Source organism: Pedobacter sp. MC2016-24 (assembly GCF_015223055.1).
Lineage (GTDB): Bacteria > Bacteroidota > Bacteroidia > Sphingobacteriales > Sphingobacteriaceae > Pedobacter.
The window spans coordinates 20,909-33,874 of sequence record NZ_JADFBX010000005.1; the positions used below are offsets into that span (position 1 = coordinate 20,909).

General features: G+C 39.2%; 11 protein-coding genes. 1 reads left to right on the plus strand and 10 read right to left on the minus strand.

Annotation, left to right across the window (positions count from 1 at the left end):
* Nucleotides 1-36: 36 nt before the first annotated feature.
* From IM797_RS13470 to purU, 9 genes are all read right to left on the minus strand, one after another.
* Entirely contained in the window at nt 37-1,083 is a 1,047-nt protein-coding gene (locus tag IM797_RS13470) for a glycosyltransferase (RefSeq protein ID WP_194127669.1), read from the minus strand.
* 59 nt (nt 1,084-1,142) lie between these two features.
* On the minus strand, nt 1,143-2,246 hold the full coding sequence (locus IM797_RS13475; RefSeq protein ID WP_194127670.1) for a lipopolysaccharide biosynthesis protein: 1,104 nt from the start codon (nt 2,244-2,246) through the stop codon (nt 1,143-1,145).
* 9 nt (nt 2,247-2,255) lie between these two features.
* Nucleotides 2,256-4,748: an SLBB domain-containing protein gene (locus IM797_RS13480; protein WP_194127671.1), complete on the minus strand. Its 2,493-nt coding sequence runs from the start codon at nt 4,746-4,748 to the stop codon at nt 2,256-2,258.
* A 104-nt stretch (nt 4,749-4,852) separates the two neighbouring features.
* Complete coding sequence (locus tag IM797_RS13485; protein WP_194127672.1) at nt 4,853-5,551, minus strand: hypothetical protein; 699 nt, start codon at nt 5,549-5,551, stop codon at nt 4,853-4,855.
* A gap of 273 nt (nt 5,552-5,824) precedes the next feature.
* Nucleotides 5,825-6,610 (minus strand): HEPN domain-containing protein, encoded by a 786-nt coding sequence (locus IM797_RS13490; protein ID WP_194127673.1) that lies wholly within the window; start codon nt 6,608-6,610, stop codon nt 5,825-5,827.
* 4 nt (nt 6,611-6,614) lie between these two features.
* Complete coding sequence (locus tag IM797_RS13495) at nt 6,615-7,268, minus strand: hypothetical protein (protein ID WP_194127674.1); 654 nt, start codon at nt 7,266-7,268, stop codon at nt 6,615-6,617.
* Between the two features lie 611 nt (nt 7,269-7,879).
* Entirely contained in the window at nt 7,880-9,115 is a 1,236-nt protein-coding gene (locus IM797_RS13500; RefSeq protein WP_194127675.1) for an MFS transporter, read from the minus strand.
* 38 nt (nt 9,116-9,153) lie between these two features.
* Nucleotides 9,154-9,819 (minus strand): FadR/GntR family transcriptional regulator, encoded by a 666-nt coding sequence (locus IM797_RS13505; protein ID WP_194127676.1) that lies wholly within the window; start codon nt 9,817-9,819, stop codon nt 9,154-9,156.
* A gap of 49 nt (nt 9,820-9,868) precedes the next feature.
* The gene (gene purU / locus IM797_RS13510) at nt 9,869-10,693 is read right to left on the minus strand and encodes a formyltetrahydrofolate deformylase (protein ID WP_194127677.1); all 825 of its coding nucleotides are present in this window, start codon (nt 10,691-10,693) and stop codon (nt 9,869-9,871) included.
* Nucleotides 10,694-10,808: 115 nt separating this feature from the next.
* On the opposite strand from purU, the gene IM797_RS13515 reads away from it, so the two are divergent.
* Nucleotides 10,809-11,780, plus strand: coding sequence for an EamA family transporter (locus tag IM797_RS13515; protein ID WP_194127678.1), 972 nt, complete (start codon nt 10,809-10,811; stop codon nt 11,778-11,780).
* On the opposite strand, the gene gmd is transcribed toward IM797_RS13515, so the two are convergent.
* Nucleotides 11,764-12,900: a GDP-mannose 4,6-dehydratase gene (gene gmd, locus IM797_RS13520; RefSeq protein WP_194127679.1), complete on the minus strand. Its 1,137-nt coding sequence runs from the start codon at nt 12,898-12,900 to the stop codon at nt 11,764-11,766. The genes IM797_RS13515 and gmd overlap by 17 nt on opposite strands.
* Between the last annotated feature and the right edge of the window lie 66 nt (nt 12,901-12,966).

The following is a 12,966-nucleotide window of genomic DNA, read 5'->3' on the forward strand; positions in this document are numbered from 1 at the left end:
TAGTCCTCATTATGGTAAGAGTAGATTGAAGAAATATCATTTAAAAACCTGAGTTATAAGTTTTGACACTTCGTTCCAGGAAAATTCTTTTTTCTTTAAAGCCATTTTATGCTTTAAAGACCAAAACAAATCTTTATCATTTAATAACGATAGTAACCCAGTCTTTAAAGATTCCTTATTAGGTTCAACCCAAATACACTCGTCAGATTTCAATTGTTCTTGCAGTCCTCCAACTTTAGTGCAAACCATTGGCAGTTCCGCATATATCCCCAATGTAATGACACCTGACTGTGTCGCTTCTAGATAAGGAATAACTAAAATATCGGCCCAACTAAGTAATGCACCGATCTCTTCATCAGTTAGAAACTTATCTTTAATCTTTATGCTTTCAGAAGTTGAACGATTTACAATAGGATAAAGACTCTTGCCCGCTATTATCAACTGATCAAAATCAGGCAAAATATCACTAGCTGCATCTATCAGTAATTCTACACCTTTATACTTTCCTATTCTACCCACAAAAAGAATGTTCTTACTCAAATGCTGCTCCTTTATAGTTACAAACTCATTTTCATAAATGCCATGAGGAATGATATGAAGACGTTTGTTAGCCTTCATTCTATTTATCACTTGATTCTTGACAAAAACAGTTAGGAAAATAACATCTGTAGCCAATTTAATCTTTAAATCACTATCCAATTGTAACCATTTATTATTCTCCCCTTCATGTAATATACCATCATGGATGGTAATCACGACCTTCCTGCCAAGAATTCTAAATAAGATCATGAAAGGAAGTGCCCAGAAATGATTATAGGGCAAATATAATGTATTATATTCCCTGCACATCTTTGGAAGTAACATCATGAACTTAAAAGGCAAATAAAATAGAGTCCTGAACAAGAAAGATAGTATACCACTGTAAGTAGACATCACTATGGTGTGATCCAAACCATAATTTGCTGTTGCCTGCTTTGAAATTAACACATCATACTCTACACCTTCAAGCTCTTTTATAATTGAAGACGCATAATTTGGTAATCCACCGTTTCGCCCAAGAGAAATTATTAGTACCTTTTTCAAAAAAACTATTTTAAGTTATAATTAGAGATCATTCTTCCATTGAGGACTTGAATTAAGACTTATTCCTTAGCCATTATATCCCTAAAATATTTTTTAACTACCAAAACGACTATACCAATAAATACTGCTCCTATTGCAGAAAACACCATGAACATTAGCCTTCCCCTACCTTCCAAAGGTAATGGTAAAGTGGGTGAATCCACCACTTGAATTAAGGGTGTCTCTTTTCTGAGAGAGATTTTTGAAAGTTCTAAATTTTTAACCAGTTCAAGTAATATCCCTTTATTCGTCTCCGCACTGAATTGTGATTTTTGTATAGGTGCTAAGCGTTGAACGGTTCTTGTTGGATTCAAGTTAGGCGTAGCATCTGCTACAAATGCCGCTGTATAAATAGCTCCGTCCATCACAGCTCTTACAGAATCTACTTTCTGCTGCAGAATTTTCACATTATCCATCGATTTTCTGGTTTTAGTCTGGATGTAAAAATCACTTACATTTTTAACGATCTGATCATTGAATGATTTAGAGAAAAATTCGTTGCTAGACTTCACATCTGCTTTGATAATACTCAATTTTTTATCGGGCTTTAAAACATTTAGGTAATTCTTATTTATATCATTCACAATAATACTTAAAATACTATCCTGTACACGATTTAAAGTAGGTAATCCCCTATCAAGACTACCCATTGGTTTAAAAATCAAGTCTTTCAACTCACCTTTCTCTGCCCATGTCTTTCTAAGATTATTAATATCGATATATCTATCAACTAGCAATACTTTAGTCCCCTGATAGGAAACTTCGGTCAATAAGGTCTTAACAATCATACTTCTGGATCTATATAATGCTAAAATATTATCACCTTGGAACAGGCCACCACCTCCATTAATATCCATTCCAGCCATTGACGCTAGCCCCATTATAGAGCCTAAACCTCCCCCCCCCACTTTGTCCTCTTCAAGTACAAAGGTAGTTGTAGCAGTATATTGTATTTTTCTAGAATAAGTATAAGCAAAACCGATAACTGCTCCTAAAATTCCAAAAGAAAGTATCAACATCCATTTAGAAAGCAAGTAAGTAGTCCATTCGTTAATCTTAAAGATTAGTTCTTTCAAAGACATTTCATAGTGATCTTGCTTCTCCTTTGGTTTCTCTAAGTCCATATCAATCAGTTATCTTAACAAACTTACAACAATAGCTGCTAAAGAAGCAAAAGCAGTCCCTATACCTATCCAACTTTGTGCAGTCATTTTTTCTCTGTCCGCTCTTTTTGGAACTAGAATCTCAGCACCCGGTTTTACTTTCGGAAAGTTATTAAAGAATAAAAACTTCTTCGCAGCCTCTACAGAGCCATTAGCGTACTTAATGTAAGCACCTCCTCTAAGCGCACTAGCTGTAAATCCACCTGCACCATTTACATAATCTTTAAATCCTCTATTGTTAGCATAAACAATGCTATTAGGATTCAAAACCTCTCCTGTGACCTTAACTGTTTGCAATTGTCTCGGTACACGGATCACATCACCGTCCTCTACAATTAGATCTATTCTAGACAATGGTTTTTTCAAAATTCGCTCCAAATCAATCCCAACCAAATCTGATTGAATCAATTTTTGCTCAACATCAGCCTTTACTGTATCCTTAACTCCCGCTTCCTGAGCTCGTTTCAGCCCCAAAAGCTTCTTATCTTCTTCTTCTTTATTGTTGATGGCATTTTTATCTGAAGGATTTACTTTCTCAGCTCCTGGTCTTTTTAACGAAGCACCTTCAATATAAGCGGTTGGCGTTAATCCACCTGCCCGCTTAATCAAATCAGAAATTCTTTCATTCTTATTGGTAATCGTGTATATACCGGGATACAGCACCTCACCTTCCAATTTCACTTGCTTTTGCACCTGATAACCTTCAGAATTACGTACAGATATCACATCGAAAGGTTTCAGCACAAAATTATCATCCACAACCTTTAAATTCGCATCCACATTTACAATAAATACCTCTGCTGTCCTTGCAGATGCAGACATTGCGTCACTATTTTTGATCCTTCTGGATATCTCAATCCGGTTTGGCGTCGCACCTTCCTTAAAACCACCAGCCATTTGAATCACATCTTCTAAATTCATGTTATCTGCATAGTCAAATGTACCTGGAGCTCTTACTTCACCTTGAATACTCACCTTATATTCATCACGTAAATCAAACAAAGAAGAAATACTAACCTTATCTTCTCTTTGTAAAGTAACATCAGGATCCGTACCAGCTAAAACCTTCGCCACATCAAATGAAATTAAAGCGAGTGTATTATCAGCGTTCAAACGATTGATATAACCCCTATTTAAAAAAGCATCTTCGGTTAAGCCATCTGCCTTACGAATTAATCCCTTCAATGTCAAACCTTTGTCCAACTCAAACTTTCCAGGACGAAAAACTGCTCCAGCAATCTCTACTCTATTTTCAAAACGATCCAATATTGTTTCCACTAAATACTTATCGCCATTTAAAGGCCCATAAGTGGCATATTGGCTTGCAGGAACATCAATAATTCTACGTTCCTTATTGGTGTTTTGCAAAACTTTAATTTGTGCTGTATAGGCCTGATTGGTAAAGCCCCCTGCAAAGCGAATCACATCATCCAGATTTTCTGTACTCAAAACCTCAAATAAAGCCGGTCGTTTTATTTCTCCAGCGATTTCAACCCTACTTTGATAAACAGGGATATTGATGATGTCCTGATCTTGCAAACGAATATTCCCCTTCTGAATCCCGTTTAATAAAAAATCGTATACATCAATTGTTGAAACCACTTTATTATTTCTAATCACCTGTATCTTCCGAAACGATCCATTGGTATTTGGTCCTCCAGAAGCATTCAAGGCATTAAAAACAGTAGACAGAGAGGATAGCGTATAAGTACCTGGTTTAACCACCTCTCCCAAAATAGTAATCTTAATGCTTCTAATGTTTCCTAAGTTTACTGAAACTACCGTTCTACCATTTCTTAGTGATGGGTAAGTACCTCCCAGTTTAGAAGTTATCTTTGCGGTAGCCTGTTCAATAGATAAGCCCCCTACTGAAACAGGGCCAGCATATTGTAAACGAATAATACCTTCTGGATTAACCTTTAACTTATAATTCGCTTCATTATCACCACTTAAATCTATTAAGAGCTCGTCATCGGGGCCAATTACATAACTCTTTGGCGTAGCCATCCTCAAATTGGGCTCAAATGTAATATTGCTATTGGCAAAAAGTTCTGCACCAAAAATCTTAGGTTTTAAATCCTCCAGGGGATTGACATCTTTTTTTACTGGACTTTTAGCCTGTATAGCATTCTTTTCGGTAGCACCCTCCACTTTTCTACCAGCGACTTCATCATCTGAAGTCTCCGTTGTATTAGATGAAGTACCACCCTGCTTCCGCACCTTTTCCACACGCAAGCGCAATTTGGCAATCTCATCAGCCTTCATGCCCTGCGCCGCAGCCATTTGCTCCAACTGTGCATCATTATAACCCACAGATTCAGCCTTTTGGATCATCTGTTTGATTTGTGCATCAGACAATTCATCCACTTTGACGTTCGCATAATTGGTTTGCGACATCGCAGTCTCTGATATAAGTACCGCACACAATAATAAAATTGCGGCAATTGTTCTCTTAAAATTCATACGTGTGTTCGAGAGGTTAATGCAATAGGGTAAATAGGATATTAGTTTCACCTGCAAATATATCAAATTTATTAAATTCCGATACATATCTGTAATTCTATCCATTACCTGTTAATTCCCAAATGAAACTGAATGCCCACAGAGACCGGATTCAACAAAAATTCCGTCTTCCTGTATTTGTTAAACGTTTTGGTATTACTGGCATCCTGCATCACCGTCTCCTGCCGTTCATAGGAATTGAAGAAATCCATACTGCTTTCCGCAAAAATACTGATTTGAGGAATCGGGTTAATTTTTATACCAACTACTGGCGCAGCAACAAAACCAGCCTTGCTTGCCTCAACAATCGTAGGTGTTATGGCCGTAGAAGATACAGCATCCAACAATGTATTTCTATTGGTTAAGGTTCCATCAAATTTATTATACCTAAATCCAACATCCAAACCAAGATAAGGTTGAATCCTGGAGAAGTTAAGGTTTTTCTCGAACCCAATTTTGAAAGCATAATCTGTTAATTTTCCATCTGCTTCCTGGCAAGTCGCACAGTTATTAACCAATTTGACATTTTTCTTGATGTAAGATCCATTCAAACGATAACTAAACTGGTTATCATTGAATTTGATCATGAGACCATTGAAAGCAGCATTGGTAAATTGCTCGGCATTTTTCTGACTTAAAACTCTGGGCATTTGCACCATACTGAACCCTCGTACTGCAATCGTATAATTGTAATCCCCATTCATTTGTGAAAAGGCAACATTACTCAGCAGCAAGCAGAAAATAATTAGTAGATTTTTATTCATTTACACTCCCCTTTGTTAAACTTTGTTAGAAAAGATTTTAAACCTATCCTAAAAGTTACTCTGCACCGATAAGCATTTATTATGCCACAAATCAGTTTCAACAGTTTGGTAACTTAAATTCAAGCCGAGGGCGTTAATTCACTATATTAAAGCTACGATTTGTTTGGTACAAAAAACACTAAGTATAAAATATTGCATAATTTTCTAAACACATGGTTCAAACCTGGCCATTGGTCTATAGTTGACCTATCCCATTTATACTGTGTTGGATATCTACTGAAATACTTCTTTCGCTTGCATACGTGCTTTAAACTGCGTTATCACCAACTTATGCAATGCGGCAATCTCCTTTTCCATCAAATCTGCTTTAGACAAGATTTCTAACAATTGATTCCGATTGATTAAGTAAATAAGCTCATACCGAACCGAGCGGTAAGCCTCATCCAGCAGGGTAAGCAATGACATCTCTTCTTCATCATCAGGATTAAAAATTACCCCCAATTCTGGTACGTAACGGTACATCAACCTTTGATGGCTACGAACAGCATGAGAAATTTTCTCCCTCCCCATAATCAACAACTCCGCTGTGCGATAGCTCAATTCAATTACCTGATGCAGCATAAAGGCAGCGAGCGGATAGTTGTCCTCTTCGAGATAGAATTGAAACCCTTTCTTAAAATCGCTTACTTTTTTCCATTCTAGTTTGAAGTTTCGCTTCGCCTTTTTCAAGACAGCTTTGGCATCCAGATCGTTCGACAGTTCCGTATGGTAACAATCCGATTGATAAATTAGGTTTTCATCCCTGCAGATGGTATAAAACACCAGGCTTCCAGATTGTAATGACCGTTTGATTTCCTGGATATAAAATATCCTAAAATGATATTCCGGATGGTCAGAGAGGGCCATACTCACCAATGGTCTGGCTTCCGTGATGTGCATTTTGGCAGAATTCGGCAGCAGAATGATCAATTCACTAAACCGGGTTCCTTTATATTTAAAATCATTCAAATAGATGCGCTCCATACGAATGAGCTGAGTAAGCCTGTCGATTAATTCCATCGCGTTATTTTTTCGTTTTATAAAACACCAAACCATCCTGTTGCTGAATCTGAAACTCATTTGAATAAATATGAGCATAGACGAGATCCCTCAAATTGGTTAAAAATCGCGGCTTCCATTCTTCAGCGATGATCAGATTAAGCTTTTGATACAAGAACAATGCTGTACAGCCCCGATCGAAACAACCGGTCTTTTTTAAGTCGAGTAAAAACTCATAAACGAACTCATTTATTTGGAGATCCTGTTCTGCATTACGATACAAATCTTCTGTGATGGTTATTTGTACATCTTCCCCTTTTATTTTCCAGGGATGCACAAACTGAAAATGGCGCTCGCTTTCAGTTTCACTAACTGTTCCCCTGATCATCCGCCTTTCGGCTGAGACATCGATGTTATCGATTCTGGTTTGAAAAACAGGCACTGATGGAGGAACATGCTCAAAAACTAAAGCCATTAGCTCATAATCCTGATAAGATAGCTTCACATGCTCACTCAAATGCTCATAGTCATTTATTTCATAAGTCGTCTTCCCAAATAAAAATGACATTTCATGTCTTGAAAAGCCATTGATGACCCGCTGCATGGTAAAGATGTAACGTTCGATGAATTCATGCTGGTTGAGCATGCCGGAAATTTTAAGGATTTGATTGTTAACCATTTGCTCATTTTTAATAGTCATAAAAATGAGTCCCGAAGGGATTTAGGAAAGCGCCATAAAAAGCGAAGATGCAAATAGCGGGCTCTAAATACCGCCCCTCTAGGCTTTCTCACGGCCTGGCAAAACGGAATTACAATAGAGCCCATGACGCTATTTGCACCTGCAAAAGTACAACAAATATGGTCATGGGCATTAATCTACTGTCTCGTTTGCCGTAATGTGAGAAATTTAGAGGGCGAGACTCTTGAATTAATACCTCATTTAAGAAGTAATGATATGTTGTTGTATTTCTTTATTTCACCATATATAAGTTTTATCAGTTCAGTTTATTCCGATCATTTCAAGGTTTACCCGATAATTTGAACCCCATTTATGCACAGGATAGTTTCTGATTCCTTCCCAACTTGAGGTCGCAATTTGCGACCTCAAAGATTTCTATACGAAGATACCGACAACCATTTAAACAAACAAATATTTCACAATAATTAATATTTTAGAAGAAAATAAAAAATATTGAGCGTTTTCACAATATTTTGGTTGTTACAGCTTTGACTCTTCGTTAAGAGAGTCCTGGAACGTCAAGCTAAAAGAAAGCAAAATCACACCTAAAACTAGGCAACTTTCTTCTTCCGTTCCAGGTTCGGCAGGAAACCAGTAATTACCCCGATCAGTGGTAAAAATGCACAGATCTTAAATACATATTCTATACTGTTGTTATCTGCAATTTTACCCAGGATAGCAGAACCCAATCCGCCCATACCAAAAGCAAAACCAAAAAACAAGCCTGCAATCATACCAACCTTACCCGGAACCAATTCCGTAGCATAAACTAGGATGGCCGAGAAAGCGGATGAAATGATCAAACCAATTACAACCGATAAAATACCTACCCAGAATAAAGAAACATAAGGCAGCAATAACGTAAATGGAGCCACGCCTAAAATGGAAATCCAGATGATGTATTTCCGGCCAAAGCGGTCGCCCAAAGGCCCACCAATCAAAGTGCCTGCCGCAACAGCTCCCAAAAAAGCAAACAAATAAATCTGTGATTCCTGTACAGAAACATGGAATTTATCAATCAGGTAAAAAGTATAATAACTGGTCATACTGGCCATGTAAAAGTATTTGGAGAAAATCAGGACCAGCAAAATGCCTAAAGACCAGATTACCCGGTTACGGGAAAGGTTATGATGGTTTTCCTCTACAGCCACCTGTTTCCTGGCAGCTTTAATCACCAGTTGTTCCTGGTACCATTTTGCAATGACAGAAAGTACAGCGATACCCACAATAGCGATTAGCGCAAACCAAATGATATAAAACTGTCCGTAAGGCACCACAATTAGCGCTGCCAACAACGGCCCGATTGCACTACCTGCATTACCACCCAATTGGAAAATAGACTGCGCCAGCCCCTTTTTACCACCCGATGCTAAATGCGCTACGCGCGATGCTTCCGGATGAAATATCGAAGAACCAATCCCGATTAAACTAACCGAAAGCAGGATGTTTACAAAACTTGAGGCAAAAGACACGGCAATCAAACCCATCATGGTAAAGCCCATGGCGATAGCCAATGAATAAGGTCTTGGTTTACGATCTGTATAAAAGCCGATAAAAGGCTGCAAGATAGAAGCGGTCAACTGATAAGTCAGGGTAATTAAACCAATTTGGGTGAAGCTCAGGCTAAATTTTTCTTTCATCACGGGGTAAACCGCTGGAATAACAGCCTGAAGCATGTCATTGATCAAATGACCAAGACTGATGGTAAATAAAATAGAAAAGACTGTGTTCTGAGCCAATTTCTTCGGATCAATAACAGCGGCAGTGGAAAGGGAATTATTTTTCATGATTAATATCAGATCATCTGATGAATGTATATAAATTTTTATTGTGATACGTGCCCTATGATTTTTGCAGCGATGTTCCAGGCTTTTTTAGGATCGCCGGCAACAATACTTTTCAAAAGTTGTTCGTGAATGGCGTATGATTCCTGGAAAACAGCTGTATCCGGATAGATCTCATTAAACCAATGTTTAAGGTGTATCGATACAGAACGATACAGGTCTACAAAGATTTCATTTTTAGAAGCCCGGGCAATCGCCATGTGAAATTCGATATCGGCATTGATGCAATCCTGGAGTAAACCCAAATCGGCCCCTTTCTTACGATCAGCAAGGTGTTTCTTGATCAGGATAATGTCCTGATCCGAACGATTGAGCGCTGCCTTTTCTGCAATTTTCATTTCCAGCAACCTCCGCACCTCGTCCAGGTCTTTAATTGCAGCTCTTTTTAAACGCTGATCCATCGGTTCGCGGCTTCCGCTTACTTCTTCAACAAAAGTACCGACACCCTGCATAACCTTCAACAAACCCGAGTTGGCCAATATTTTAATGGCTTCCCGAATGGTAGAACGCCCAACGCCAAAACTTTTCATCAGTTCCGGCTCGATAGGCAGCTTTTCCCCCACTTTATATTGGGCCGATGAAATCTGTTCCTGCAGCCTGGCAGCAACTTCATCGGCAAGGGATTTCCTGGGAATTAATGTTTTCATAATTGCTAAATTCATCTGATGATACGATGAATCGCAAAGGTATTATTTTTTATTCAAACACAACAGTTTTGTTTTTATAAACAAATACCCGGTCGCTCAAAACCAGTCGCAGCGCTTTTGCCAATACCGCTGTTTCGATTTCCTTACCAGACTTTACCATGTCAGCCGCGGTATGTGAATGGTTTACGGGAATAATCTGCTGGGCAATGATTGGACCTTCATCCAAATCGTCGGTTACAAAATGTGCGGTAGCCCCGATCAGTTTTACGCCTCTTTCAAAGGCTTGCTTATACGGACTAGCGCCGGCAAAAGCTGGTAAAAAAGAATGGTGAATATTGATTACCCTGCTCGGAAAATTGGCCACAAAAGCAGGAGAAAGAATCCGCATGAACTTAGCCAGCACAATATAGTCGGGATTATAGCCTTGAATCTTCTCAATCATTGCCCGCTCCGAAACCATTTTATCTTCGTGATAGGGGATTAAAAAGAAGGGCACACCAAAGCGTTCGCAAATCTGTTGCAAAGTACTGTGGTTACCAATCACAAAAAGCACATCAGCACCCAGCGTTCCAAAATTATTACGGACCAGGATATCAGCCAGACAATGGTATTCCTTGGTGACCATCACTACAATTTTCTTATCAGGTACCGGATTGATCCCGATTATAGCACCTTCAGGCAATACTTCCTGCATTTTTTGCTCTACAGCCAGCTCATCGGCTACGCCATCTGTTTCCAAACGCATAAAGAAACGCGCCTCAGCTTTGTCTACATGCTCGCGCATGGACACAATATTTAATCCGGCTTCCGATAATATCCTGGAAATGTCCGCAACAAGACCCACACGGTCTTTACATTGTATTATTATAATCATCCTATTGCAATACTAAATAAAAAAGTAATATAATCATACGCTGTCCGAATTTATTACTACCAGCTTAGTCGTCTTTTGGTGTATTTTTGCATATTCCCTTCAACAAAATCAGAATATGCCCGCTCAATCTATAAAAAAAGCCAATCCAATACTCGTTATACTCGCTTTTGCAGTAGTGTACGTGGTTTGGGGCTCCACCTATTTTTTCATCCAAAAAGCTTTGGCCGGATTTCCGCCCTTCATTTTAGGATCGTTTCGATTCCTCGCGGCTGGTGTATTGTTAATGGGCTGGTGTATTTTTAAAGGCGAAAAGATATTCGATAAAAAAAGTGTAAAATATGCAGCCATTAGCGGCTTGCTGATGCTTGGTGTAGGAAACGGCCTGGTGATTTGGGTAGAACAATCTATCCCAAGCGGCCTGGTGGCCATTATGGTATCTTCCGCAGCCATTTGGTTTGTGATTTTAGATAGGCCAAAATGGGGAGAAAACTTAAGCAACAAATCGACTGTAGCGGGCTTAGTGATTGGCTTTATCGGGGTGATCCTCTTATTTGCCGAACAGCTTTTCCAAACCCTGGCCCAAAATCAAAGCAGCACGCAGATCATCGGCATCATTTTATTGCTGATTGCACCAATTGGCTGGGCTGCGGGTTCTTTATATTCCAAACACACTTCCTCCGGTAATAAAATTTCTGTTTCGGTAAATACAGCCTGGCAAATGTTGGCTGCTGGCTGTGCTTTTATTCCGGGCGGATTAATAACGGGGGAATTTAAAAATTTCAACTGGCAAACGATCCCAACAGAAGCCTGGCTATCTGTTGGGTATCTCATTATTTTTGGATCTATAGCCGCATTTAGCGCCTATGTGTGGTTGTTAACCGTTCGTCCGGCAACACAAGTCAGTACCTACGCCTATGTCAACCCGGTTGTCGCCGTTTTGCTGAGCGTGGCATTTACGCAGGAAAGGGTAACCATAATCCAGATTATTGGATTGGTCGTCATCCTTGCCAGTGTATTGTTAATCAACCTGGTTAAATACAGGAAGGAAAGCCAGCAAAAGCAAGCTGTGCCTATTCAAAATAGTTGAGTGTCTTATAACCACCCTGCTTCAGGTATTCATCTTTCTTCATCAGGTGTAAATCTGACTGAACCATATCCTGAACCAATGCAGGTAAATCATATTTAGGTTTCCAGCCCAATTTCGTATTGGCTTTGGTTGGATCGCCTAGTAAAAGGTCAACCTCTGTAGGACGGAAATATTTTTCATCAACTTGTACAACCACCGTACCTGGTTTCAGATAGGTATCGTTTAAGCCCAATTTAGCTACGATTTCCTGATCTACATCAATGATTACACCCCGCTCATGCTCATCCTTACCGCTAAACTCAACTTCTATACCCAATTCTGCAAAACTCATTTTCACAAAATCCCTAACTGTAGTTGTGATTCCTGTAGCAATCACATAATCCTCAGCCACTTCCTGCTGAAGGATCAACCACATGGCTTCGATGTAATCTTTGGCATGTCCCCAATCTCTTTGCGCAGAAAGGTTACCCAAATACAGACAACTTTGCAATCCTAGGGCAATTTTACAAGCTGCACGGGTAATTTTACGTGTTACAAAGGTCTCTCCCCTAAGCGGACTCTCGTGATTAAATAAGATTCCGTTGCAGGCATACATTTGATATGCTTCCCTATAGTTGACGGTAATCCAATAGCCATACATTTTAGCAACCGCATAAGGTGAACGCGGATAAAAAGGCGTGGTTTCACTTTGCGGAACCGCTTGTACCAATCCATACAATTCAGAAGTGGAAGCCTGGTAAATTTTTGTTTTTTTCTCCATTCCTAAAATCCGAATGGCCTCTAACAACCTTAAAGTACCGATACCATCTGCATTTGCGGTATACTCTGGCATTTCAAAACTCACATGCACATGGCTCATCGCCGCTAGGTTGTAAATTTCGTCAGGCTGGGTTTCCTGGATGATCCGGATCAAATTGGTCGAATCTGTCAAATCACCATAATGCAATTTAAAATTCACACCTTTCTCATGCTGATCCTGGTATAAATGGTCAATCCGATCGGTGTTAAATGATGAAGCACGTCTTTTCAAACCGTGCACAAAATATCCTTTCTTCAGTAAAAATTCGGCTAAATATGCACCATCTTGTCCGGTAACACCGGTTATTAACGCTACTTTCATTGTATATCTATTGTTTATTGTTGTTAGATTCCTGCCTAAAGACCTTTTGTTTTCAGCACCGTAAAC

Bases quoted from the DNA above. Each gene is read 5' to 3' on its own strand.
- IM797_RS13475 (WP_194127670.1), bottom strand. From the start codon at position 2,246: ATGGACTTAGAGAAACCAAAGGAGAAGCAAGATCACTATGAAATGTCT.
- IM797_RS13480 (WP_194127671.1), bottom strand. From the start codon at position 4,748: ATGAATTTTAAGAGAACAATTGCCGCAATTTTATTATTGTGTGCGGTA.
- IM797_RS13485 (WP_194127672.1), bottom strand. From the start codon at position 5,551: ATGAATAAAAATCTACTAATTATTTTCTGCTTGCTGCTGAGTAATGTT.
- IM797_RS13490 (WP_194127673.1), bottom strand. From the start codon at position 6,610: ATGGAATTAATCGACAGGCTTACTCAGCTCATTCGTATGGAGCGCATC.
- IM797_RS13495 (WP_194127674.1), bottom strand. From the start codon at position 7,268: ATGGTTAACAATCAAATCCTTAAAATTTCCGGCATGCTCAACCAGCAT.
- IM797_RS13500 (WP_194127675.1), bottom strand. From the start codon at position 9,115: ATGAAAAATAATTCCCTTTCCACTGCCGCTGTTATTGATCCGAAGAAA.
- IM797_RS13505 (WP_194127676.1), bottom strand. From the start codon at position 9,819: ATGAAAACATTAATTCCCAGGAAATCCCTTGCCGATGAAGTTGCTGCC.
- purU (WP_194127677.1), bottom strand. From the start codon at position 10,693: ATGATTATAATAATACAATGTAAAGACCGTGTGGGTCTTGTTGCGGAC.
- IM797_RS13515 (WP_194127678.1), top strand. From the start codon at position 10,809: ATGCCCGCTCAATCTATAAAAAAAGCCAATCCAATACTCGTTATACTC.
- gmd (WP_194127679.1), bottom strand. From the start codon at position 12,900: ATGAAAGTAGCGTTAATAACCGGTGTTACCGGACAAGATGGTGCATAT.